The sequence below is a fragment of the Rheinheimera mangrovi genome (assembly GCF_003990335.1).
GTDB classification, from domain to species: Bacteria; Pseudomonadota; Gammaproteobacteria; order Enterobacterales; family Alteromonadaceae; genus Pararheinheimera; species Pararheinheimera mangrovi.
Genome location: NZ_CP034683.1, coordinates 436,249 through 460,495, shown reverse-complemented (window position 1 = coordinate 460,495; position 24,247 = coordinate 436,249). Strand labels below are relative to the sequence as shown.

The 24,247-nt window shown below is 47.0% G+C and carries 26 protein-coding genes, 2 pseudogenes and 1 riboswitch; of the genes and pseudogenes, 18 read left to right on the top strand and 10 right to left on the bottom strand.

The genetic code is table 11. The features are described 5' to 3' along the window. The first annotated feature begins 113 nt into the window (after positions 1 to 113). Entirely contained in the window at positions 114 to 431 is a 318-nt protein-coding gene (locus tag EK374_RS02145; protein ID WP_127019693.1) for a hypothetical protein, read from the top strand. Between the two features lie 111 nt (positions 432 to 542). Beyond that, positions 543 to 1,103: a CBS domain-containing protein gene (locus tag EK374_RS02140; protein WP_127019691.1), complete on the top strand. Its 561-nt coding sequence runs from the start codon at positions 543 to 545 to the stop codon at positions 1,101 to 1,103. Positions 1,104 to 1,411: 308 nt separating this feature from the next. On the opposite strand, the pseudogene EK374_RS02135 reads toward EK374_RS02140, so the two are convergent. Then, positions 1,412 to 1,645: pseudogene (locus EK374_RS02135) on the bottom strand (transposase); the annotation flags it as partial. 26 nt (positions 1,646 to 1,671) lie between these two features. Between EK374_RS02135 and EK374_RS02130 the strand changes: the two are divergent. Beyond that, positions 1,672 to 1,830, top strand: coding sequence for an ATP-binding protein (locus tag EK374_RS02130; protein ID WP_325049699.1), 159 nt, complete (start codon positions 1,672 to 1,674; stop codon positions 1,828 to 1,830). A 196-nt stretch (positions 1,831 to 2,026) separates the two neighbouring features. Here the strand turns inward: EK374_RS02130 and EK374_RS02125 are convergent, their stop codons facing one another. Further along, positions 2,027 to 2,725 (bottom strand): hypothetical protein, encoded by a 699-nt coding sequence (locus EK374_RS02125; protein WP_127019689.1) that lies wholly within the window; start codon positions 2,723 to 2,725, stop codon positions 2,027 to 2,029. A gap of 333 nt (positions 2,726 to 3,058) precedes the next feature. Between EK374_RS02125 and EK374_RS02120 the strand changes: the two genes are divergently transcribed. The 3 genes from EK374_RS02120 (at position 3,059) to EK374_RS02110 (ending at position 4,702) form a co-directional block, all read left to right on the top strand. After that, on the top strand, positions 3,059 to 3,331 hold the full coding sequence (locus tag EK374_RS02120; RefSeq protein WP_127019687.1) for a hypothetical protein: 273 nt from the start codon (positions 3,059 to 3,061) through the stop codon (positions 3,329 to 3,331). Positions 3,332 to 3,458: 127 nt separating this feature from the next. Further along, positions 3,459 to 3,896 carry a chlorhexidine efflux transporter gene (locus tag EK374_RS02115; RefSeq protein ID WP_127019685.1) on the top strand — a complete coding sequence of 146 codons (438 nt, stop codon included), beginning with the start codon at positions 3,459 to 3,461 and terminating at the stop codon, positions 3,894 to 3,896. A 98-nt stretch (positions 3,897 to 3,994) separates the two neighbouring features. Further along, positions 3,995 to 4,702, top strand: coding sequence for a helix-turn-helix domain-containing protein (locus tag EK374_RS02110; RefSeq protein ID WP_164731796.1), 708 nt, complete (start codon positions 3,995 to 3,997; stop codon positions 4,700 to 4,702). A gap of 10 nt (positions 4,703 to 4,712) precedes the next feature. On the opposite strand, the gene EK374_RS02105 is transcribed toward EK374_RS02110, so the two are convergent. Both EK374_RS02105 and EK374_RS02100 read right to left on the bottom strand, forming a co-directional pair. After that, positions 4,713 to 5,561, bottom strand: a complete 849-nt coding sequence (locus EK374_RS02105; RefSeq protein ID WP_127019681.1) for an SMP-30/gluconolactonase/LRE family protein — start codon at positions 5,559 to 5,561, stop codon at positions 4,713 to 4,715. A 19-nt stretch (positions 5,562 to 5,580) separates the two neighbouring features. Continuing rightward, a complete protein-coding gene (locus EK374_RS02100; protein ID WP_127019679.1) occupies positions 5,581 to 7,092 on the bottom strand; it encodes an FAD-binding oxidoreductase in 1,512 nt (503 codons plus the stop codon). Between the two features lie 214 nt (positions 7,093 to 7,306). Between EK374_RS02100 and EK374_RS02095 the strand changes: the two genes are divergently transcribed. The 10 genes and pseudogenes from EK374_RS02095 (at position 7,307) to EK374_RS02055 (ending at position 15,577) form a co-directional block, all read left to right on the top strand. Further along, positions 7,307 to 7,909, top strand: coding sequence for a M23 family metallopeptidase (locus EK374_RS02095; protein ID WP_127019677.1), 603 nt, complete (start codon positions 7,307 to 7,309; stop codon positions 7,907 to 7,909). A 239-nt stretch (positions 7,910 to 8,148) separates the two neighbouring features. Beyond that, complete coding sequence (locus EK374_RS20845; protein WP_233280313.1) at positions 8,149 to 8,286, top strand: type II toxin-antitoxin system RelE/ParE family toxin; 138 nt, start codon at positions 8,149 to 8,151, stop codon at positions 8,284 to 8,286. A 45-nt stretch (positions 8,287 to 8,331) separates the two neighbouring features. Further along, a pseudogene (locus EK374_RS20840) lies at positions 8,332 to 8,469 on the top strand (type II toxin-antitoxin system RelE/ParE family toxin); the annotation flags it as partial. Continuing rightward, the gene (locus tag EK374_RS02085; RefSeq protein WP_127019675.1) at positions 8,469 to 8,744 is read left to right on the top strand and encodes a helix-turn-helix domain-containing protein; all 276 of its coding nucleotides are present in this window, start codon (positions 8,469 to 8,471) and stop codon (positions 8,742 to 8,744) included. The pseudogene EK374_RS20840 and the gene EK374_RS02085, both read left to right, overlap by 1 nt. Before the next feature lie 315 nt (positions 8,745 to 9,059). Next, positions 9,060 to 9,175: riboswitch (TPP riboswitch) on the top strand. Positions 9,176 to 9,290: 115 nt separating this feature from the next. Next, positions 9,291 to 11,240: a phosphomethylpyrimidine synthase ThiC gene (gene thiC / locus EK374_RS02080; protein ID WP_127019673.1), complete on the top strand. Its 1,950-nt coding sequence runs from the start codon at positions 9,291 to 9,293 to the stop codon at positions 11,238 to 11,240. After that, positions 11,237 to 12,319: an FAD-dependent oxidoreductase gene (locus tag EK374_RS02075; protein ID WP_127019672.1), complete on the top strand. Its 1,083-nt coding sequence runs from the start codon at positions 11,237 to 11,239 to the stop codon at positions 12,317 to 12,319. Before thiC ends, EK374_RS02075 begins: the two co-directional genes overlap by 4 nt. Then, positions 12,312 to 12,524, top strand: coding sequence for a sulfur carrier protein ThiS (gene thiS / locus EK374_RS02070; protein WP_127019670.1), 213 nt, complete (start codon positions 12,312 to 12,314; stop codon positions 12,522 to 12,524). The genes EK374_RS02075 and thiS overlap by 8 nt, the downstream gene beginning before the upstream one ends. Before the next feature lie 2 nt (positions 12,525 to 12,526). After that, positions 12,527 to 13,321, top strand: a complete 795-nt coding sequence (locus EK374_RS02065; protein ID WP_127019669.1) for a thiazole synthase — start codon at positions 12,527 to 12,529, stop codon at positions 13,319 to 13,321. Beyond that, a complete protein-coding gene (thiE, locus tag EK374_RS02060) occupies positions 13,318 to 14,847 on the top strand; it encodes a thiamine phosphate synthase (RefSeq protein WP_127019668.1) in 1,530 nt (509 codons plus the stop codon). Before EK374_RS02065 ends, thiE begins: the two co-directional genes overlap by 4 nt. Beyond that, positions 14,837 to 15,577, top strand: coding sequence for a HesA/MoeB/ThiF family protein (locus tag EK374_RS02055; protein ID WP_127019667.1), 741 nt, complete (start codon positions 14,837 to 14,839; stop codon positions 15,575 to 15,577). Before thiE ends, EK374_RS02055 begins: the two co-directional genes overlap by 11 nt. Positions 15,578 to 15,647: 70 nt before the next feature. On the opposite strand, the gene EK374_RS02050 is transcribed toward EK374_RS02055, so the two are convergent. The 6 genes from EK374_RS02050 to EK374_RS02025 form a co-directional block, all read right to left on the bottom strand. Next, positions 15,648 to 16,394 (bottom strand): SDR family oxidoreductase, encoded by a 747-nt coding sequence (locus EK374_RS02050; RefSeq protein ID WP_127019666.1) that lies wholly within the window; start codon positions 16,392 to 16,394, stop codon positions 15,648 to 15,650. A 20-nt stretch (positions 16,395 to 16,414) separates the two neighbouring features. Then, complete coding sequence (locus tag EK374_RS02045) at positions 16,415 to 18,070, bottom strand: methyl-accepting chemotaxis protein (protein ID WP_233280311.1); 1,656 nt, start codon at positions 18,068 to 18,070, stop codon at positions 16,415 to 16,417. Positions 18,071 to 18,128: 58 nt separating this feature from the next. Next, positions 18,129 to 18,524 carry a rhodanese-like domain-containing protein gene (locus EK374_RS02040; RefSeq protein WP_127019665.1) on the bottom strand — a complete coding sequence of 132 codons (396 nt, stop codon included), beginning with the start codon at positions 18,522 to 18,524 and terminating at the stop codon, positions 18,129 to 18,131. A gap of 92 nt (positions 18,525 to 18,616) precedes the next feature. Next, a complete protein-coding gene (locus EK374_RS02035; protein ID WP_127019664.1) occupies positions 18,617 to 19,786 on the bottom strand; it encodes a serine hydrolase domain-containing protein in 1,170 nt (389 codons plus the stop codon). Positions 19,787 to 19,892: 106 nt separating this feature from the next. Next, positions 19,893 to 23,087, bottom strand: coding sequence for a DEAD/DEAH box helicase (locus tag EK374_RS02030; protein WP_127019663.1), 3,195 nt, complete (start codon positions 23,085 to 23,087; stop codon positions 19,893 to 19,895). A gap of 80 nt (positions 23,088 to 23,167) precedes the next feature. Continuing rightward, on the bottom strand, positions 23,168 to 23,485 hold the full coding sequence (locus tag EK374_RS02025) for a hypothetical protein (protein WP_127019661.1): 318 nt from the start codon (positions 23,483 to 23,485) through the stop codon (positions 23,168 to 23,170). 270 nt (positions 23,486 to 23,755) lie between these two features. Here EK374_RS02025 and EK374_RS02020 point away from each other — a divergent pair, with 270 nt between their 5' ends. Next, on the top strand, positions 23,756 to 23,932 hold the full coding sequence (locus EK374_RS02020; protein ID WP_127019659.1) for a DUF1328 family protein: 177 nt from the start codon (positions 23,756 to 23,758) through the stop codon (positions 23,930 to 23,932). Positions 23,933 to 23,961: 29 nt separating this feature from the next. After that, the gene (locus EK374_RS02015; protein WP_206099265.1) at positions 23,962 to 24,243 is read left to right on the top strand and encodes a hypothetical protein; all 282 of its coding nucleotides are present in this window, start codon (positions 23,962 to 23,964) and stop codon (positions 24,241 to 24,243) included. The last annotated feature ends 4 nt before the right edge of the window (positions 24,244 to 24,247 follow it).

The following is a 24,247-nucleotide window of genomic DNA, read 5'->3' as shown; positions in this document are numbered from 1 at the left end:
TCAAAAGGCCTGTTATTTTCATTTTTTTCATTTTTTTTATTTGCATTTTAAAAAACACTGCTGCTATAGTCAGGTAAAGACCGAGCTGTTTTGGTCCTTACTGGGTGCGAAAGATGAAGTATTTAAGTTTTATCGCAGTGTTGTTTTACCTGAGTTTGCTGTTTCCTACGGCAGGTCACTCTGCATCCAGCAGTTGGGTAGACTTACAACAAGCGAATAAAAACTTCACAGTTGCCTTGGTAGCATCAGCCACCCATTCCTCGGTAGACTTAACAGAAACACCAACTGATGACGATAAAAGCTCTGTCAGCTGGAATAGCTTTGAATTTCCTGTAGCGCAGAATCGTTTTTATCAACAACCAGAAACTAGCTTCAATACAGTTCAGCAAAGCTGTTATGCAGCGCGTGCCCCACCTTTATACCTCTCTTAATTCATTGAAATAGTCAGAGTTTCAGGCTTTACCGCCGCCAGATCTGACGACATCTATTAATTGTATTGATATCCGGTTCGCTGCCTCTGAGCGGACTGATGAGAGGTTTCTATGAAAAAGTTAAATTTATTCAACGTTGATGTAATAGATCATTTAGTTCAGCCAGCCGAATTTGCCGAAGCAAATTTAAACTCAGCAGCGCTGGATTTCCTGTCTGATTTTAAAACCAACAGCCCTATGATGATTGATGCCAGTACCTGTGCAGTCGAAGCAGAGGATATGATGAATCATGAACATACCAAATTAAAAGTGGTGATAGACGCCAATCAGGAAATGATTGGTTTAATCAGCTACGAACAGTTGTCTATCCAGAATGTTCTGCAACGTTTAGGCAAAGGCGTCAACCGCACTGACCTGACAGTAGGCGATTTAATGCGTCCACGCGACGAAATTAAAGCGCTGGCTTATCAACAAATTAAACACTGCACTATCGGTGATGTACTGAACACTCTGCAACACAATGGCGAACAGTATTGTTTAGTGATCGATACCGAATCTCACCACATAAGGGGAGTGATATCCGCAAGCGATATCGCCAGCCGTTTGCATATTCCGGTTCATATTGAAAAAGCACCGACTTTTTTAAATATTTTCGACCGTATGTATGCCTGATCAACCTTTAGCGGGTAGTTAACTCGGCCCGTTAAAGCATGTTTTCTTCCTGGTTTTCCCCGTTTCGTAGTCATTCCCGCGGAACGGGGTTTTTGATAGCCGCCACAGAGCACAGGTACCTCCAAGACCTCCCCTCTGCCTGCATTGCTGGTTCATGGCGGCGTTTTCCAGATAACAAAACACTTGCACTTCCAAAGTACTTGCTTTCTACTCCAGTTGACTTTCAGTTTATGTCAATGAATGAGAAAAAGTTTGTTAACTGAGTCCTACCCACAAATGCTGAAGAAGCTTTTTAACCTGAGATCGGTTTAACGAGCCATGACTGTGTTCGCATTAAACTCCGCTTTAGTGATGTTCGATTGTGGCTTATTGTCCTTCAATTGATAGGCAATAAGTCCTGCAATCATGTTCAGTATAAAGCCATGAACGCTGCGGTGTCTGGAGTGTTCTATCTGTGAGGTATTTTTCAACTGGTCGTTGATAATTTCGATGATAAAGCGCCTGGAGAGCATAGCTCTGTCCCACAAGGATATGGCCTGTTGAAGATAGATACCAGCAACGCAGCACAGTGATCGTCAGCCAATTACCGGTGAGTAAATGGTATGGATTAATGGAAAATCCAACGGTGGCGGATGCTCTGTTAGATCGATTGATCCACAACGCCCATCGGCTGGAATTAACAGAAGAATCGCAACGGAAAAAAGTCTGGCTGAACCGACTGAAGTAAGTCAAAAGTGAGGAGTTACGAAGAAAAGATCAGATGGCCGGACGATACCGAAACAGCTGGCCGGACAAACCGAAATACGCATCTAGTGAGCATTAGTTCTCTACGGACATAGCCCCGACCGAACGATCACCGCCTCCATAGGAGGTGGTTTAATATTGACAATTAAATATCTTGCCTACAAAGATCATGAGTTAAATTATTCAATTGAATCATTTTCACTTGGTAATAGCTGTCTCTCTGCAGATCGAGGCGTCGCACCTGAAAAATTGTTATATGCATATATTTGTTTTGTTTCCCGAGACGAAAAAACCACTTCAAACTCTTGATATTGGCTGATCCCTCTGGCGGCAGCCATATCAGCCAAACCAGCACTCATCAATGTCGAGCCAAAGCCCCCCAAAGATGCCAGCAATTGCCCACTTACGGCAATACGTTCAACCTCTTCACCATCGTCCGCTGATAAAACAAAATAACTGCTAGTAGAATCGCCCTTGCGATACAAATCTTCTTGCAGCTTACTGAAGTCAAGATATTTATTCATCAATGGCTGCAAATCTTTAACTTGGATACCCAACACATCAGCTAACTCTTGCTGCCTTTGATCTAATAGTTGCTTTAATTCAATTTGTTCTTCAGCACTCAGATCCTGATAGTTTTTACTTAACGCATTTCTTACTTGAGGCAAAGCAAGAAGATCAACCTCAGGCTGTAATTGCTGAGCCTTGAGTTTCTCCATCGACTGTGCAAAATGCAAATATGCCTCGGTATCAGAGAAACCAAAAAAAGTAGCATAAGGTGTATATGAGGAAAGAGAGGTTTCCTTTACTGGCGCAGCTTGCAATGTTGAAGCAATGCCAATGCTTAAAACAAAAGCAGAAAACTTGATTATATTCATACTAAACACTCCATATTTAAAGTTAATGAAAAAAACAACCATGCAACATTAATCAACAATTTCACCCAAATCAACAACAAAGTTCCTAAAAACACATATGAATTAATGGCTTGAAATTTTACGTCGCATGTGAAAATAGGAGCCGCTCTGACGTTTACCTACCACATAGCACGATGTTCATGCATGACGGCGTTTTCCACAATGAAGATTTATGTCTTCAATTCAAAGAATCACCCGAAATAAACACCATCCCCCAGTGATTTCGCTAAAGCTTTCTTGTTTGCGGCAGATACATAAGCATCAGGTTTAACTGCTGTTGATAAGGAGATACAAATGAACGAAGCCAGCCGCTTACAAAGAATGCGTGAACTTGGAGTACGTCTCCAGGAGCTGCGTTTGCTGCCTTCACATTCTGTAAACTCTTATGCCGGAGCAGCTATTAACTTCTTGTTCCAGAACTATCAAATTGAAAAGCCTGCAGGCGCACCTTTGGATGTGACCCTACGAGCTTTAGCTACAGGCCTTGCCTTGAAACACAATATGCAAACCCGCCCTGATCCGGACAAAGTGATCGACTTTTTCTGTCGTCATTATCAGGTGCATTAACCACAATGCGTTCCGACTAAAGCTGCTGAAAAGCAGCTTTTTGCGTTATAAGTCAGGCTTTTGACCAACATTGGCTTTGGCTCAATCCTTTACACTGCTGCTTATATTTTATTACCTGGTGACGCTGATGCGAAGCAACCTGGATTGGTTTCGTCATGCTTTTGCTTATGAATGTGGCGCTATAGTTCTGAGAACTTTATGCACTTTGGCTGTGGCGGATACAGCTCTTGGTAGCGCTTCTGCTTTTTCGTTATTCAGCTCATTTACTGTGTTTTTGCTGACCTTAACTCACACTAAAGTGTTTGATTACTTCTTATGGCGCTCCACTGGCTCTTTAGCCAAAACAGGCAAAGTGCGGCTTTTGCATTGCGTCAGTTATGAACTGGCCGGCGCAGCACTTAGCATTCCTTTAACCTTATGGCTGCTGGACTTTAATCTGACTCAGGCCTTATGGCGTGAAGCCTTGATCTTTGTCGTGTTTTTGCTGTACACCTACCTGTATAACTATGGTTATGACTATTTTTTCCCGGTAACCCATGCCAAAACTTATTCTCAAAATAATTGATGTTGCAGCGCGGCGACAAGTGAATGAGTCCCCATGAGCATAGTTAACCTATGCGATTGGGGCGAGAGCATGCAGTCAACAAAGCAGCAGCTTCAAGTATGATGAGAATATCGATTCGCGCTTATACCCCTGAACTTCAGAGCCACAGCCATGATCACCATCAGTTAGTGTTGCCTCTGTCTGGCCGGCTCAATTTGCTGATTAATCAGCAACAATTTCAGGTCGCTACTGCAGAATGTCTGGTGATCCCAGCAGGCACTGAACACGGCTTTTCTGCCGCTGAACAATGCAGGTTTTTAGTTGTAGATTTAACCCATTTACCCGCCCATTTGCTGCAGTTAGCTCAACCTGTGTTTCAGCTGTCCGGCCGGATGCAACCGTACTTATTGGTATTGGAAGCGTTGTTAATAGAGCAGGATCAGCAATTGTTGCCAGCAGCACAGCAGTTTTTCCTGCAGTTGCTGGACGCTGAACAACCAGCACCAGCAGTGGATAAAAGGTTACGTCTGGCTCTTCTCTACATGCAGGAGCATCTGGCAGAAGAGTTAGATTTAGTGAAGCTAGCCAGTAAAGCCAGCCTGAGTTTAAGTCAGTTTAAACAACTGTTTCGCCAGCAGTTAGGCCGAAGCCCGGGCCAGTATTTAACGTCTTTACGAATGCAGCACGGCCGTACTTTAGTGTTGTTTTCTGATCTGGCAGTGCAGCAGATTGCTCTGGAATGCGGCTATCAATCGGCGTCTGCCTTTAGTGCGCGTTTTTCGCAGCTTTTTGGACAAAGCCCACAACAGTTCAGAGGACAGCAGTAAAGAGATTCTGCTAAAGCTGAATCAGCTCCACAGCACCACGTTTTTGCATAGTGACATAAAGTAAGGTCGGGTCTTTTTGCGAAAAAGTGACATTAGTCGGAAACTCGCCTTTGAGCTTATATTCCTTCAGCAACTTGCCATCCGGGCTGACCTTGGCAACAACAGCTTTACCATAACGGGCTATATATAAACTGCCGTTGGCATCGGTACGCATGCCGTCCAAACCAAAATCCGGGAACTGGATCAACAGCCTTTTGTTGCTGGCGTTCAGTTGCTCATCCAGATCGTAGACCCAGACCTTACGCTGCGCACTTTCGTTGACATACAAAAGGCGTTGATCCGGGCTGATCTCTACACCATTAGTGGTCCCCATGTCTTTTTCCACCAGCCTGGAGCTGCCGTCTGTATCAATGCGCCATAACTGACCTTTGTTGTTTTTCCAGTCCGGATCACTGGCAAAAATAACGCCATTAGTCGCTATAGTTAAATCGTTCGGCTGAAACATCTGAGGCTGATGAGCGTGTAACTCCAGCTTTTTACCGTCATAACGCCAGATATTGTGGCCGGTATAATCTGCTATAAACATTTGGCCTTTCTGGTCAAAACGAATGCCATTGCCAATGCTGCCTTTAGGTAAAGTCAGGGCTAAACTGACCTCACCTTTGGTACTGACTTTGCCAATAGTGCCTTCCACACCATAGTTCACTGCATATAAATTGCCGTCTTTGTCTGTAGCAGGGCCTTCTATAGTGGCATGGAAAACGCCGTCCGGCACAAAGTCGGTACTGTCGATCTGCGTTGTGGCCTGAGCGGTCAAACCGGAAATAGACAACAATAAAATCAGTAACTTATGCTTCATTCCTTTTATCCTTTGCTGTTTAAGCGGGCTGAATTCCCTGGCTGAACCTCAACAACTGTTCCGGGTCGTAACGGCTTTTCAACTGCTGCAGTTTTTCATAATGAGCACCATAATAAGCCGCAGACCAGTTTTTAATCAAAGCATCAGTGTAATTTAAATAAGCGCCACCCGTACTGTAGGGCTGCATCATACTTCGCATCTGGTTTACCCAAACAGAGGCTCGTTTAAGTTCAGCCTCCGGACTGCCAACAGGCCGGCTAACCAGATACTGAGCACTAAAAAGCGCATCTCTGTGGGCAAAAGCTGTCTGTTCGGCAGGTACTGAGCTGATAGCGCCCCCCATCAGGGTTAATAAAATACCGCCGGACAATCCTTGTTGCTGGCGTTGCTGCACTTGCTCCAATAAAGCTTCCAAACCTGCTCTGCTAATGACTTTATTGAAAAAATCTGAGCTGCCTGCCATAGCCACACGTTTCAGTTTGGCCTGTTCAGATTGATGCGGCAGTTTGCACTCTGGCATCTCCAAACCTGCGCAGTCGGTCAGCATATATTCGCGGTAATTATGCAGCACCACATCTTGCTCAACGGGCTGTACAGGTAATCGTCTTAACCAATTCACCCATTGCTGCTGTAATAATTTAATCTGGCCTACACTGATCACCCGTATTTGCAACTGGGGCTGATGGCCTTGTTCACCACTCCACCATAAAGCCGCCTGAGACCACAAAGCTTCAGGCAACTGGCGACTCCAGTGTTGCCATAAATTTAATACGGGCAAAGCGTCTTTTAAGGCAAAATAAGCATGACAACTTAAGATATCGGCCGTAGCAAAGGTTTGAAACTTCAGGCGGGTGACTATGCCAAACTGACCACCGCCACCTCCTCTTAAGCCCCAGAATAAATCGGCATTGTGTTGCTCATTACAACGTAATACGTCGCCATCTACTGTCACTACTTCAGCTTCAAGCAAGGCGTCGCAAGTTAAGCCATACAAGCGGTCAGCAATACCAAAACCCCCGCCCTGAGTTAAACCGGCAATGCCAACGCCAACACAGCTACCACCCGGAATAGAGCGGCCTTTTTGACTTAACTGGTCATAAATATCACCCAGCTTAGCGCCTGCCCCTATCCAGGCAGTATCCTCTTCCGGCTCAAGCTGAATATCCGCCATTAAAGCTAAATCCAGCAAAATTCCTTTGGTGCTGGAATAACCTGCATAGTTATGACCACCGCTGCGGCCTGTGATTGGCAGTTGAAACCTGCGGGCAAAAGCTAACACCTGCTGTACATCGGCGGTAGTAGCACAGCGAGCTATCACAGCAGGAATAATGCTGTCATAGCGGGAATTGGCGGCTTTATAAAATCGGCTAAAACCAGCATCCGAAGGGAACAATAACTGACCGGAAAAATCAGCTTTTAGCTGCTGCCAGTCGCTGCTTTCAGGCAAAGAGTGGGCAGGACTGAACTGGCAACCCGATACCGCAGCTAAGGCAGCTGCACTGCTTAAAGTTAAAAAATGACGTCTGTCCAAAGTGAAGTCTTTTCAAAATAACAACCGCAGGCAAAGTAGCATAAATTGGAGGGATCTTCTTGTGGCTTAGTTGAAATGACAAACAAAGGCTTTAAAAATGACTGATAGCCTCGTCAGATTTGAGCTTTCCCTTAATAGAAGAATTTTTAACAACTCCATCTAAACCTTCAGGCTTGATACTACGACTAAGCTATTTTACTTCGGATAAAAATAGATGAAAAAACTAATTACAATCAACGCATTACTTCTAACATCCACCATAGCCTGCGCCAAACCTGAAGTAGATTGCACAGTCTACCCCAACCAACAAAGCTCAGATTATCTATTGCCCTATCAGGTGGGCGAAGCCTTTCCTGTTGTCGTTTCGACCGGGCATTACCGGGCAGCAAATCAGGGTGTTGGTCTTTATGCGATCGACTTTGATATGCCTATAGGCACAAAAATAGTGGCCTCGCGATCTGGTGAAGTAGTGGCTGTCCGCGAAAATTTTCATGATGGCAATGGCAAAGATTTAGAAGAAAACTATGTTTTTATTCGCCATAGTGACGGCAGTGTAGCCCGCTATTTTCATCTGACCCACAATGGGGTTTTGGTGAACGAAGGTGACAAAGTCAAAGCCGGTGAACTGATCGCCCTCAGTGGTGATACAGGCCAAACTCTAAGCCAGCATCTACATTTTGATGTGCAGCAATGCGGCCCTAACCTGCCTCCAGGTTATAACAAAATGCCCTGCGGCCAAACCCTGCCTGTCACTTTTAAAAACACCAGCGATCATAGCTGCGGTTTAGAGGAAGGTGTTAGCTACAAAGCCTTGTAGGCTTGGTTGAGTTGGACACTGGTTAGATCGTCGTATTCTTACGCAACTTATGGAATAAACTATGCTTTGATAGGTAAGCTTTGCCTCAATTTAATCTAAAAGATTCTGTTGCGGCCTCTACGGTATAGAGTCACAAAGGATAGCGCAATCAAACTAAGTCTTTGTGCAATAAACTCAAGAGTCCTAGACAATACCCACAATCAAAGTTATCACAAAAGATAACAAGGTAGGGATTACCTATGAGTTGGAAAATTGATTTTTATGCTGGTGTAGAAGAACAGATCCTCGACATGCCAGCCAAAATTCAGGCAAGGATGATTAGGCTATTAGAGTTAATGGAAAAACATGTAGCAAATCAAGGCCCTCCGCATACCTAGTCTATGGGTAATGGCTTATTTGAAATATGAGCTAAAGCTCAGGAAGGGATTGGGCGCGGGTTATTTTGTTACTTAAAAGGCAAGCATATCTATGTGCTGCATGCCTTTGTAAAAAAGTCTCAAAAAACACCTAAAAATGAGCTGGAACTTGCTCGCGAACGACAAAAAGAGGTTCAACATTGATGAGTCTGCAAAAACTAAAACAACGTGCTTTAGATAATCCTGAAGTGAAAGCTGAATACGAGCAATTGGAGGCTGAATTTAACTTTATCGATCAACTCCTCTCCATGCGCACTAAAGCCGGGCTCACGCAAGAACAGGTTGCACAAAGGATGCAGACACAAAAGAGCAATATCAGCCGCTTAGAAAAAGGTAACTCCAACCCCAGCTGGTCTACGCTGGTGAAATATGCCCACGCCTGTGGTTTTGAGCTTTCGATTAAGTCGCATAAGATTTGAGTTTTCCCAGAACATATTACATTGCCCGGCGCAATCAGCATCAGATTGCCACGCATTATCCATAAAGGTTAATTAATTGATTTTTAATACTAAGATACGAGTTCCTCTATCCATAAACTAATCCGTGGAACACGGCGTAAAACTGGCCCCAGATCGGGTCGGGATAAACCCGACCCCTACAATTTTTTATCAGCTTTTAGGGAAACTTTAAGCCGGTGATTACCACAAATTAGCTCGCAGAAACCGCAAGCCTGAAACAACAAGCCCACCAATTTCCCCTTGCCGCCTGAAAAAAAGCTGTTTATGCTGGCTGCACTTAGCTTGTCGGAGTGCTGCACAAACCTGGTTTGTCAGCTGAGACCGCCCTTGGGCGGAATCCGTGGAACCTGAACAGGATAATACCTGCGGAGGGAAACAAGAGCGCAAACAGTGGCGGTGATCCGTCTGCCTGTTGGCGCACTCATTCGGCTCATCTGTTGATGGCTGTCCACGCTTTTCCCAAGCTCTGTTGAAAATTAACTATTTAATTATTTCACCGGAGTTTATATGTCAGAAAATCAAAACCGTCGCGCCACTCGCGCCGCTGCCGAACAATTTATTCAGCAGTTGCAGGGCCAGCCTTATCCTGCCAGCCGCAAGGTCTATATCGAAGGCGACTTGCCAGGCGTGAAAGTTGGTATGCGTGAAATTGCACTGCAGCCCAGTTTAATTGGCGGCACTAAAGACAAGCCGTTATTTCAACCCAATGCACCGGTTCGGGTCTACGACACGTCCGGTCCTTATTCCTGCCCTGATGCTCAAATTGATATACGTAAAGGCTTGCCCCCCCTTCGTACTAACTGGATCAAAGAGCGTAACGATACACAACTGGTGACAGACTTCGGTTCTGTCTACAGCAAAGAGCAGTGGTTGGATGAAAGCCTGCAAAGCTTAAGATTCGAGGCTTTAACAGAAAGACGCAAAGCCAAATCAGGTGTGTCAGCCACTCAACTGGCCTATGCCCGCCGTGGCATTATTACGCCGGAAATGGAATACGTGGCTATTCGGGAAAACTTAAGTCGCGCCAATCTGGCTGCAGCCACTGAAGCCCGAACTCAGCATAGCACCCAGCATCCGGGCCAGAGTTTTGGTGCCCACTTACCCAAACAAATTACTGCTGAATTTGTCCGGCAGGAAATAGCAGCAGGCCGCGCCATTTTGCCTGCCAATATCAATCACCCTGAAATTGAACCCATGATCATCGGCCGCAACTTTCTGGTGAAGGTCAACGCCAATATCGGCAATTCAGCCGTTAGTTCGTCCATCGAAGAAGAAGTGGAAAAACTGCTATGGGCCACCCGCTGGGGCGCAGATACTGTGATGGATTTATCCACTGGCCGTTATATTCATCAAACCCGCGAATGGATTATTCGCAACAGCCCTGTGCCTATTGGTACTGTGCCTTTGTATCAGGCGCTGGAGAAAGTTGGTGGCATAGCCGAAGACTTAAGCTGGGAATTATTCCGCGACACCTTAATTGAGCAGGCAGAGCAAGGGGTGGATTATTTTACTATTCACGCCGGAGTGCGCTTAGCTTATGTGCCTATGACGGCCAAACGCCTGACCGGCATAGTCTCGCGTGGCGGCTCTATTATGGCCAAATGGTGCCTGGCGCATCACAAAGAAAACTTTTTATATCAACACTTTGACGATATCTGCGACATTATGCGTGCTTATGATATCAGCTTTAGTTTGGGTGATGGCCTGCGCCCCGGTTCTATAGCCGATGCCAATGACGAAGCTCAGTTTGCCGAGCTGAAAACCTTAGGCGAACTGACCCACCGCGCCTGGGCTAAAGAGGTACAGGTAATGGTGGAAGGCCCGGGCCATGTGCCTATGCAGCTTATTCGTGAAAATATGCAGTTGCAGCTGGAGTACTGCGCCGAAGCGCCTTTTTATACTTTAGGCCCACTGACCACAGACATAGCACCGGGTTACGATCACCTGACCTCAGCCATTGGTGCCGCTCAGATTGGCTGGTATGGCTGCGCTATGCTGTGTTATGTCACGCCCAAGGAGCATTTGGGTTTACCTGATAAAAACGATGTCAAAGAAGGTTTGATTGCCTACAAAATTGCTGCCCATGCTGCCGATTTAGCCAAAGGCCATCCAGGGGCACAAATACGGGATGATGCTTTATCCAAAGCCCGTTTTGAGTTCCGATGGCAGGATCAGTTTAATTTAAGTTTAGATCCGGAACGCGCCCGCTCTTATCACGACCAAACCCTGCCCCAGGAATCCGGCAAAGTAGCGCACTTTTGTTCTATGTGTGGCCCTAAGTTTTGTTCGATGAAAATCAGTCAGGATGTGCGCGACTATGCCGCCAGTATTGAAGTGAAACAGCTGGATACTGAACAACAGCAAGCAGAAATGCAGAAAAAAGCGCAGCAATTCCGTGAGTCTGGTGCAGAGCTGTATCACGGCTCGGATTCAAAGTTGGAGGAACCTCAGTTATGAGCCCGACGCTGCTTATTCTGGGCGGCGGTTTAATGGGACGATTATGCGCTTTGGCTTTGTCCGAACCCGGATTTTGGCCAAAGCCAGCCCGTATTCGCCTGCTGGAAAAGGGGAGTTTTAGCCCTTCCCAAGAGCTGTATCAAGCCAGCGCTGCTTATGCCGCTGCCGCTATGTTGTCGCCTTTGGCTGAGTCTGTGCTTTTGCAGCAGGATTTAGTTGAACTGGGCTATCGTAGTATGCAGCTGTGGCAACAGCTGCAACAGCAGTTGCCGGATTTTGGCCTGCAACAACAAGGGGCTTTGCTGCTGGCCCATCCACAGCAACAGAACCTGTTATTGCATTTGGTCAGCCAAATTAAAGCCCAACCCGACTATCGCCCCAAATGGCTGACTAAAACTGAACTGGCCGAACTTGAGCCTTCGTTAGCGGCTCGTTTTCAGCATAGTTGTTATTTGCCAGGCGAAGGCCAGCTCGATAATCAGGCCGTCCTGAAGCATTCCCTGCAATTGTTACAACAAAGAGGAGTATCGCTGGAGGCTCAGTCCGCAGCTGAATTTCGGGGTGAAGAGCTTTGGTGTAATGGCAAGTTTGAAGCGGCTGATTTGGTGATTGATTGCCGTGGTTTAGGTGCGTCCACTGAATTGCCGCTATTGCGACCAGTGCGGGGAGAAGTACTGAGAGTCAAAGCACCAGCAGTACAACTTAGTCGCCCTGTGCGGTTATTCCATCCTCGTTATGCGCTTTATATAGCACCCAAAGGCGACGGCATTTTTGTGGTAGGCGCTACAGAGCTGGAATCGGCCGATCAATCCGGCCCTTCAGTGCGCTCTGCGCTGGAACTGTTATCGGCTTTGTATTCAGTAGACCCTGCTTTTGCCGAGGCAGAAATTTTAAGCCTGCAAGCCTCGGCCCGCCCTGCTTTGCCGGATAACAGACCTGAAATACAGCAAAAGCCTGGGTTAATCCGGGTCAATGGCTTATACCGCCACGGTTATTTATTGGGCCCAGCTTTGGCTGAACAAGTGGCCCAGTTGGCTTTGTCGCAGTTCAGCGAAACTAAGGAGCTGTGTTATGGCTGAACATATGAAAACAGAGCTAAGCATCTGGCTAAATGGCAAAATCGAGATCTTAAACTCCAGCCAGTTAAACGATCTTTTGCCGCGCTTTAAAGCCCCTTTTGCTGTGGCTTTAAATGGCCGTTTTATTGCGGCGGCCCAGTATTCAGACACACAACTTCAAGCCGGTGATCAGCTGGATATTGTCAGCCCTATAGCTGGAGGTTAAGTATGCCAACCGAATTTAATATTTACGGCCAAACCCTTCGCAGCAGGCTGATTTTAGGCAGCGCCTTGTATCCAAACCCAGCCTTGATGCAGCAAGCCCTGCAACAAAGTGGCTGCGAAGCTGTGACTTTAAGCCTGCGCCGTCAAGCGCCGGAACAGCATGGCGGCGAGCAGTTCTGGCAACTGATCCGTGATTTAAAACTCAGGCTCTTGCCCAATACCGCAGGTTGCCATTCAGTGCAACAAGCTGTGACTTTGGCGCAGATGTCGCGGGAAATTTTTAACACGAACTGGGTAAAACTGGAGCTGATAGGCGATGACTACAACCTGCAGCCCGACCCCATTTTATTATTACAAGCGGCCGAACAACTGCTGGCGGATGGTTTTGAAGTCTTGCCTTATTGCACCGACGATTTAGTGCTGTGCAAAAGGTTGTATGAACTGGGCTGCAAAGTACTGATGCCCTGGGCTGCGCCTATAGGTTCAGGTTTAGGAGTGCTCAATCCTTATGCACTGCGGACTTTAAGGGAACGTTTGCCGGATGCCACTTTAATAGTGGATGCAGGTTTAGGTTTGCCCAGTCACGCCTGTCAGGTAATGGAAATGGGTTTTGATGGTGTATTACTGAATTCTGCCGTGGCTTTGGCCAAAGATCCTGTATTGATGGCTTTGGCTTTTTCGCAAGCCGTAGCAGCTGGCCGCTCTGCATTTTTAGCAGGTGCTATGCCGAAACAGGACTTTGCCAGCCCTTCGACTCCCGTGCTTGGTATGCCGTTTTGGTTGCAGGAGGCACCATGATTCAAGTCAATAACACCGCAGTGATTTGGAGTATTGCGGGCTCAGACAATAGCGCAGGCGCTGGTATTCAGGCCGACTTAAAAACTATTCAGAGTTTTTCAACACCAGAACAGCCTCTGCACTTATGCACTTTAGTGACAGCTATTACCGCACAGCATAGTTCTGGGGTCGATGCCTGCATGGCGGTCTCTGTCGATCTGCTGCACCAACAGGCTATAGCTTTACTCAAAGATGCGAAGCCTGCTGTGATAAAAATTGGTCTACTGGCCAACAAAGCTCAGGTGCTTTGGCTAACTGATTTTTTACAACAGCTTAGAAAAAGCCAACCTGACTTACTGGTGATTTACGACCCAGTCGCTATCAGCAGTTCAGGCTCAAGCATGGCAGAGCCTGATTTATATCAGGCTGTGATCCGGCATTTATTGCCACAACTGGATCTGCTGACGCCTAACTTGCCAGAGCTGGAGGCTTTAACCCAAAGCTCCGATAGTCAGCAGGCTGTTGAGCTGCTATTTAAAGCCGGAGTAAAAGCTGTACTGCTCAAAGGCGGTCATACAGAGACTACAGTTTGCACCGATCAGCTTTTTATCAGCGCCGATTTTCGCTACCGTGCTTATCCGGCTTATACCCATCAAGTCAGCCTTCGCAGCCCCCGCCAACAGCACAACTTTACCCATGGCACAGGCTGTTATTTTAGTAGTGCTTTGGCGGCAACTTTGGCTTTAGGTTATGCGTTGGAAGATGCTTTTGTGGTGGCCAAAACTTATATCAATCAAGGATTAAGCCAGCCAGTTGTCATCACAGAATACACAGGCACTTTGGGGCATTACGGTTTTCCTGCTAAGCCAGAATATTTACCAGAGCTGCTCTCTGACGATCGTCAGCCACCAACCCAAGCCTTTACAGCCTTAAAATCACCTTTAGGTTTATATGTAATAGTACCTTCAGTCACAGAGTTACAAAGAGCCTTAGCCGCCGGAGTAAAAACCCTGCAACTACGGATAAAAAACACAGATCAGCAGCTGCTACGCCAACAGATCAAAGAAGCCATCCAACTTTGTCAGCACCCTGATATTCAGCTGTTTATCAACGATCATTGGCAATTAGCGCTGGAGCTTGGCGCTTATGGTGTGCATTTAGGTCAGGAAGATATTGATCAAGCCGACTTAGCGGCTTTGCAACAAGCCGGACTGCGGTTGGGAATCTCCTGCCATGGCTTTTATAAACTTTTAAGGGCGCAGCAGCTTTGCCCTAGTTATCTGGCGATAGGTGCAGTTTTTGCTACCCAAACTAAAAACATGGGCGGTAAGTTACAGGGGCTACAGAAACTGGCCCGTTACACTGCGTTATTCCCACAGATCCCTTTGGTGGCTATTGGCGGCATCAATGAAAACAATGCCAAAGCTGTGCTGGCGACGGGCATCAGGCACTTAGCTGTGGTGCAGGCTTTTGCGACTACTGCAGAGCCAAAACTATGGGTGCAACAGATGCAGCAATTAATCAGCGAGGCGCTTCATGCTGACTGATTTAGAATTTATCCGTTATAGCCGCCAGTTGATGTTGCCGGATTTTGGCGAAGCAGCTCAACAAAAATTGAAGCGAACTAAAGTGCTGCTAATTGGCTGTGGTGGTTTAGGCAATGCCGCCAGCCAGTATCTGGTGTCGTCCGGCATAGGCCAGTTGACTTTGGTCGACGGCGATAAAGTGGAGTTATCTAACCTGCAGCGGCAGGTGTTATTCCGCGACGCAGACAAAGGGTTTAACAAAGCCAAAATGGCGGCGCGCCAGCTTAAGCAACTCAACCCGCATGTCCAAATCAAGCCAGTTGAACAACATTTTAGTGCCAACAATGCCGCAGCTTTGCTGGAAAATACCGACTGGGTGCTGGATTGCACAGATAATTTCAAAAGCAGGAAACTGATTAATAAGCTCTGCCGACAGCATCAAATCAGTCTGGTCAGTGCGGCCGCTATAGCTCAACAAGGCCAGTTGATGCTCTGGCCTTTTGCCCATAACCCAAGCCCATGTTACCAATGTTTATTTCCGGATTTAACTGATCAATCCGGTAATTGCAGCAGCTTAGGCGTGTTAGCCCCTTTGCTTGGAATTATCGGTTCTATGCAAGCCATGTTGCTGATACAGCAAATTATTCAACCGGACCACCAGGCAAAATTTTGGCAGTTTGAGGGCTTAGGCTTTAGCTTAAAATCTTATGAGCTGCCACTTCAACACTGCAGTTGCAGCGAAGAAAAATAGCGTGAGATTGGTTTATAGCAACAAAGCTGTAAAGTTAAGTAGTATAAAAAGGTTTAAGCCACAGCAGGCATCAGCGCCCACCTGCTAAATCAATAAAAGTGCCTGTGGCGTAAGACGCCTGATCGGACAACAGCCATAAAATCGCTTGTGCAACTTCTTCCGGCTGGCCACCTCTTTTCATCGGAATGGCGTCTTTGATGCGATCAACCCGGCCCGGTTCACCGCCGCTGGCATGGATATCTGTGTAAATAAAACCTGGTCTCACAGAATTGACCCGAATGCCCTGATCAGCCACTTCTTTGGACAACCCCAAAGTGAAACTATCCAAAGCCCCTTTGGATGCGGCGTAATCTATGTATTCGCCGGGTGAACCAGTACGGGAAGCCACGGACGATACATTGACTATTGAGCCACCTTTGCCTCCCAGTTTGACTGACATCCGCTTTACAGCTTCGCGGGCACACAACATAGGCCCTATCAGATTGGCGGCCAATACCCGTTGTAAACGGCCTTGATCCATATCCAGCAGGCTGCTTTGCTTTTCCAAAATACCGGCGTTATTCACCAATGCAGTCACAGGCCCCAATTCCCGATCCACCCGCTGAAACAACGCCACTATCTGAGTTTCATCAGCAAGGTCGGCCTGCATAGCAACAGCTGTGCCGCCAGCGGCGCGAATATCGGCCACCACTGCATCTGCAGCCTGTTGATTGGTTAAATAATTAACACAAACCGCGTACCCCTGAGCTGCAGCCAGTTTTGCAGTAGCAGCACCAATCCCTCTGCTGCCTCCTGTAACAATCAGAATTTTTTTCATTTTATTTCTTAAATATCAGCTCAAACCCGTTTAAAACCAATCCTGAATCCACCCCAATGCCGGCCTTTGACCATGATAGGCACCGACAAATCATGCAAAATTTCGCCTGTGTCACGTTTATAGGTTTGTAGCAGCATAGGCTGAGTATTGCTACCACAGCGGCTGCCGGTGCGGTCGCTAAAGATACGTTTGGTACGGTTTTGCAGTAAGTCTTTTTCGTAGTTGCCCGTTAAGGCCTGACTGTATTTTTTATTGTGGGTCGGGAAATAGCCTTTACGATCGACACCACCAGCGTACAACACATTGCTGTGGCGCTCTAAAATAGGCTCCTGGATCAAAGGGAAAAACTGGTCGGTAAAGCTGTCGTAAGCGGTATGGAATTTTTGTGGATTAGTATTGGCGATCGCCTGGTACTGCTCGGCAAATAACTGTTGTTCTGTCAGCTTGCCGTCGCTGAGGGCTTTTTCAAATAAAGCCCCTATGGCAGCTGCGGCTTGCTGCGCATCTTTCAGTACAGGGTTAAAGAAGCTCTGGCTGGTGACTGTACTGAGTTCGCGATAAATACTTTCAGTTTCTACCGACAATTCAATGGCCTGATCCGCCACTGTGCTGCCTTTATGTTCTATCGCCGACAAGGCTTGATTAATACTCTGAATCGACTGACCCAATTGCTGGCTGGTATTTTCCAACCCGGTACTGACCTGCTCTATTTGCTCCAGCGCAGCAGACACCTGCCCTACTTCGGTATTGATACCATTAAAACCTGCCGCCACAGACTGCAATTCCTGCTGCACGTCACCACTTAACTGCACCAACTGCGTCATTACACCAGCAGTTTGCTCACTTTGGCTGCGAATATCAGCCAGCATTTTCGCTATGTCTTTGGTCGCTTCTGAGGTTTTACCTGCCAGAGCCCGCACTTCATCAGCCACTACCGCAAAACCACGGCCTTGTTCGCCTGCCCTGGCAGCTTCAATAGCGGCGTTAAGCGCCAATAAGTTGGTTTGATTGGCCACGCCTGTGATCACTTCAGTAATACGCTGAATATCATCGGCACTGCCCTTAAGTTGCTCCAACCGCGCAGCAGCATCGCTAACAGCGCTAGCTAACTGGTTGATGTTACCCACACTTTTTTGCAGGCGCTGATCGGCTGCACTGCAGGCATCGGCCGTATGAGTAATGCTATGGCTGATTTGCTGCAGATTATCAGTCAGTTGACCACTGGTATCAGCTAAGCCTGTAGCTGCGCTGCCAATCTGGCCGCAGTCGTCACCACTATGTTTGATGTCTTTAATTAAACCATCGATATAAAACGAAACTTCTGCCGCACCTATTGCCATTTTTGATGTGGCCTCGGTGATGTGATGAGCGCTGTCGACCTGCGCATTGGATTCATTTTGTGGCTGAACTTCTGGTTGTTGACGGCCGGACCACAGCAGAAAACCACTTACAGCCAACAGATTCAACAGCACCAATAGCCAGCTGTTGAAATCCAGCCACAGGTACAACACCTGCGCCGTCAGCCAGAGCACAACAAAAATCACTGCAGCACGTACATTTTCCATAACGACTTCCCATTCGACAAAGGCCAGAGACAAGATGGCAGAAGAAAACATGACAGAGCTGAGCACTCTGCGGTATTTCGGTTCTGGCAGTGTTTCTGTTATGTCAGCCACTGTCAAACCATCCTCGGGCGAATGCGACTAAAGTCTATGGCTGAGGCTGTAAAGCAGATTATTGCCGAACAGGAAAACCACTGTCGGTCCAGGCTTGCATACCACCAGCTATTGAATATAAGTCACGAAAACCCATACGCTGCAGCGACTCGGCGGCTAAAGCAGAGCGGGCACCAGAGCGGCAAATTAAATACAAAGGCTCACTCGCCAGTTCTGTTAAAGCGACTACTGCATCCTTATGCTCTGCAACAGCAGGATGCTGCGGCAACTGCATTTCCAGCACCCCACGCGGCATATTGACTGCAGTAGGAATATGACCAGTGGCAAACTCCGCAGGTTCACGTACATCAATAATACGAGCCTGACTGGTTTGTAATAAAGCAGCCAACTGCTGCACCGTCAGTTCCTGAATTTTCGTTTTGGCTTCGGCCACCAGCTGGGCTCCGGTTTTCATAAAAGCAGTCCTGTGTAGTGAGTTGGTTTTACTATATACCCAAATACAGCAGAGATGCAGCAAAAGGCTCAATTTGTCTTTTTAAAACAAAGTTAAAGCTCAATAGCGGCCGCTACTATATTCGCCAATCTAGCGCGCAGCTCTGTGATGGAAGTAGTGCGGTTGGGGTGAACACGATTCGATAACAAAATGATATAGGTGCGGCTGGCCGGGTCTAGCCAGATACTGGTGCCGGTAAAACCTGTGTGGCCAAAAGAGCCTTGGGGCAATAAATCCCCTTTAGGTGCTGAGTAGCCTGTTTGCATATCCCAGCCTAAAGCCCGGCTTTGGTTGCCTATAACAACCGGGGTTAATACACGTTGCACTGCCAGTGGGGATAATACTCTTTGGCCTTTAAGCTCACCGCCGTTTAATAGCATTTGGGCAAATAAGGCGAGATCGTCCGCTGTACCAAAAACTCCGGCATGACCTGCTACTCCGCCTAAACGCAAGGCTGTTGGGTCGTGCACTACGGCATGCAAATAGGGCTGGGCATAGTTTGGCAACAATTTGTGGTAATCCGCATCCCCGTTCAGCTGTTCAGTGGGTGCTATGCGCTGCAGATAAGCTGTATCTTGCAAGGGCTTATCCTGCGGCAAATAACGGCTGCCTTTCATCTGTAAAGGCTGAAAAATGCGTTGCTGTGCTAATAGATCCAAAGGCTGTTTTGTGACCTGTTCAACCACCAGGCCCAATAAAATAAAGCCTATATCTGAATACACAAACTGCTGATCGGGTTTGGTTTTTAACTGCAGCTTTGCAAGCGCAGCATCTAAACCAGCCTTGCCTTGCCAGAATTCACGTCGGTCAAAACCATCTGCCAAACCTGAACTGTGGGTTAGCAATTGCAGCATAGTGATTTTCTTCACTTCCGCATCGGTGAGTTGCTGCAGATACTTGCCAACAGGATCTGTAAGTCTTAACTCGCCCTGCTCCACCAGCTGCATAATTAAGGTTGTGGTCACTAAAGGCTTAGTTAAAGATGCTAAATCAAAAACTGTGTCTGGTGTGGCCACGGCAGCTGCAGGCGAATAGGTTTTAAAGCCAAAAGCTTTGCGATACAAAACCTGTTCGCCACGCCCTACCAGCACCACAGCACCGGGTAATTGCTTATCTGCAATAGCCTTTTCGACCAAAGGCGCTATGCGATCATAAGGTTCAGTTGCCATAACTGCAGAACTGACACAACACAACAGGGAAAATAGTATGCCTTTGATCTTCATAAATTTTTTCCCATTATATTTACCACAAATGTAGGGGCGGGGCTTGTCCCCGCCCGTCCAGAAGCCGGGTCGGTGTCGAACTAGGCTTGCCCTGCCCCTGTTGAGTTCAGTCCTCACTAAACAGAGCCAATAGATCCTGCGCCTCACCCTGCCAGATATGGCTTTGACCCAGACTGAAAATCTGATCGGCTAATCCTTGTTTAAACTGCTGTAACTGCTGCACTTTTTCTTCCACAGTTTTGCTGATAATCAGTTTATAGACAAATACTTGCTTGTCCTGGCCTATCCGATAAGCGCGGTCTGTTGCCTGATTTTCTGCAGCCGGATTCCACCAAGGGTCGTAGTGAATGACAGTATCAGCTGCCGTCAGGTTTAAGCCTGTGCCACCTGCTTTTAAGCTGATTAAAAATACCGAATTATCACCCTGTTGGAACTCGTCAATTTGTTCCTGGCGTTTTTTCGTCTGGCCTGTCAACTTACTGTAGCTGATATCCATATATTGCAGTTCCTGCTCTATCAGGCTCAGCATGCTGGAGAACTGACTGAAGATCAGTACCTTACGACCTTCTTCGATCATCTCAGGCAAAGTGTCCCGCAGCCACTGTAACTTAGCATTATTCTGCACCAACTGAGCTTGCTCTATTGGCAATAACCGAGCATCACAACAAGCCTGCCGCAGCTTTAACAAAGCGTCCAGATACTCCATCTGGCTGGCGGCTACACCTTTGCGTAGAAACATTTCCCGTACTTTGGTTTCCATTATTAAACGGATACTTTCGTACAAATTACGCTGATCCGACTCCATATCGAGCAGCTGCAGAATTTCGGTTTTATCCGGTAATTCGGTCGCCACCTGCTTTTTAGTGCGGCGTAACATAAAAGGTGCAATCCGCTGACGCAGCGCATGAGCCCTTTCTGCATCGGCTGACTTTTCTATGGGTTTGCGGAATACCTGCTGAAAACGAGCTTCTGTGCCTAATAAACCAGGCAAGACAAAATCAAATAAGGCTTTAAGTTCACCCAAATGGTTTTCCAGCGGCGTGCCTGTGAGCGCCAGCTTAAAGTCGGCTTTGACCAAGCGTGCACTTTGTGCCGACTGCGAACCGGCATTTTTAATATGCTGGGCTTCATCCAATGCCATCAGGCTAAAGTGATGGGTCTGGTAATAGGCGAGATCCCGCACCAGCAGTGGATAACTGGTGACTATTAAGTCGTATTTTTCCAGCTGGTCAAACAACGCCTGACGTTTAGGGCCGTATAAAGTCAGCACTTTCAGTGAAGGGGCAAAACGGGCAGCTTCCTGCGCCCAGTTGCCCAATAAACTGGTAGGACAGACGATTAAAGCCGGGTGTTTCAGTAAACCCGACTCTTGCTGATGCAGCAAAAAGGCCAGCGTCTGTACAGTTTTCCCCAACCCCATATCGTCGGCCAAAATACCGCCTAAGCCGAAACGGCGCAGAAAACAAAGCCAGCTTAAGCCCTGCTGCTGATAAGGCCGCAGCTGGGCTTTTAAAGTGACAGGCGCAGCTATATCTTCAATACCTTCAAAATGACGCAGCTGAGTCACCAACTGTTGCAAACGACCGGCATTTAGATAACGGATTTCTTCAGCGCCAGGGCCTGGCAATAAAGCGGCTTTGTAATCCGGTAGCTCTATTTCACTGGGGGCTTTTTTCAGGTTTAACAGTTCAACTATGGTGTCAATTAACGGCTGTATCAGGCTAACCGGCAAAGGCAATTTGCCTTGAGGTAAACTGAGCCACAAGGTTTCATCGGCGGCAGGCAAACCATAACTACGTAACCACTGAGTGATTAAAGGCAATAACGGAATTTGCTGACCATCAATTTCGACCTGAATAGCTAAACCAAAACCACCGGTGTTTTTGTCTGTGACTTCCAAATAAGCTTTGGCGTGGATCACCGCCTGATTAAAGGCTTTGTCCTGTTCAATACGCCAACCTTGTTGCTTTAAGTCCGGAATGGCTTGCAACAAAGGCTGCCATAACAGAGGGTTTTCCGGTCCTTCGCCACAGTCAAAATAAGGTGTTGTAGATTGCTCAACAGGCACTGAACGTAAACCATACTGGGATAGAGTTTCCAGCGCCTTGATTTCGCTGTCACGGTCGCGGCGAATAAAGACAGTCTGATTATCCAGCTGCAGCTGAGTTTGGGATTGTTGTAAATCCAATGGCAATAAATGCGGGCCATACGCCATCTGTAACACAGCCACAGCTTTGCTGACTTTGTTTTTTTGCGTCAGCAACTTCAACCGTAATACAGGAACTGGTTTGCTTTCAATTTTCTGCACCGCACTGTCGTCCGGCATAGGCAAATTGAGTGTGGGGAAAATTTGCTGCAACCGTTTCATGCTGTCCGGCAACACGGCAGCTGGCACAGGAGGCATGCGCATTAATAGCTTCAGTTCACGACCAGTGATGTCGCTTTCGAGTAAACCCAGCTGATTATTAATTAAATCGAGGTAACAAGGCGGATCGGTATACACCAGTTCCAGTTCACGATCTTTAGGCATTAATTGCAGTAACTGCCAGCCCGCTTTGCTTTTTAACCAGCGTAATTGCAGTGACAAAGTATCGCCCCAGAATAGCTCCCGGCGCTCTTCATCCAGCACACAACGGCCCGTTTCCAGCATTTTTAAAAGCAGCTGATAACCCCACTGATCTTCCAGCAAGGCCTGACGGCGTAAATCAAAAGCAAAAAACTGCTGCAATAACCGGTAATCATCTTCGGCCAGCCATAAAGGCCGGATTTGGCCGGAAAGCTCACTTTGCGCAATAATTTTGCCTTTGCTGAAGCTGCCATTTTTAGCTTGTTTCACCCTTTTCGGCAGCAGCTGTAAACCTAAACTACTGGGGCGCAGTTCATACAACACCGTATCTTCAGTAGTGTTGGCTGTAACTGGAGTATTGTATTGTTCGGCTTCGCTAAACCATTGGTTAAGCTGTCGTACAGGCTGTTGCACCGACTTTTGTTGCAGTTGATCCAGTTGGTGTTTCAGTTTCAGTAAGGCCGCCAGTACATGCTTGCATCTGCTGCCATCAGAGCAAGTACAGGAATCCGTCATTTGTACCTGACCATCGCGCTCGGATATAGAAATCAGCTGTTTAAAAGGACTAAAACCATCACCCCAAACCTGACTGCGGATTTGAGAAAAGTCAGCTTCATAATCCAACTGCACTACTTTACCGGCCAAAAAATAAGCCCGCGCCTTATGAAAGGTGGCAGGGTGAAACCAGAGTTGTAACTGCTCTGCAGAGACAGGAAAAACAAAATCAGCCGTCATACGCCAAATTTTTTAAAACCAAATGGCGTTTATGCTACCTCAAATTACAAGGCAGCCATAGCAGGCTTTTGTGTCACGGCTTAATCATCTGGGGATAATGTGGTTAATACCACATGCCTTTTGATGTCTTTGACTAAAATGCCGCATTTAAATAACTGCTTATGGATCTGTTTTTGAAAATACAGATCCAGCTTTTGTTCAAGTGCCGCAGCCAGAGCTGCTTCGGAATTAAACTGACAACGCACCAGTAAAGAGCCTGGGAAATGCTCATACTCCAGGCTAAACCAACAGCCGACAAAATCTGGATAAAGAGGCATGGCCAGCTCTTCCACTGCTTCCAGCGATTTCAGCACATTGGCCTGTTGTTTTAATTGCACCACACTTAGTTTTTTTGCCATCTGTTACTCATGATCCTGCTTCTGTACGGTGGGGATTATGCCATGAATTGAGCAGCATTAGCTTCAGGCTGCAACCCTAGCCTGCAACTGTTACTACAGCGCCTGTAAATTTTACCATTAGCTAAACAAAAACCTAAGACAGCCTGCGTTCATAAATCCTGTATAAAATAAACAATAACAGTGACTTATAGTGTAAAAGCCGATATTGGCATGATGCTCGCTTAGTGTACGAAGTACGTTCAACTGGTGCAGAAGCACTGAGGAGCAACTATGTTAGGCTGGGCTTTAACCTTTTTTATTGTGGCCATAGTGGCAGGTATTCTGGGTTTTGGTGGCATTGCAGGCGCTGCAGCAGGTATAGCAAAAATTATATTTATGATTTTTGTGGTATTGCTGGTTATTTCACTGTTAGCAAATGCACTGCGTGGCAAAACCCCTAAATTGTAAGTGGCCCCAAGCGGCTGAAGGAGAATGAAATGAAAACTCAAAGCACATTATTCAAAGTGGTGTTGGCTGTGATGCTGGCGACCTCTATCGCCGCCTGTAGTGAAAGCGATGCGGAAAAAGCAGAAGACAGAATGGAAGAGTTAAAAGCTCAGGTTGAAGATAAAGCTGAGCAAGCCACTGACAAACTGGAAGAAGCTGCAGACAAAACTGCAGATGCCATGGAAGACGCTGCTGACAAAACAGCAGAAAAGGCGAAAGAGCTGTGTGAAGCGGCCAAAGAGAAGGCAGACGCTGAAGATAAAGACTGTTAATGGT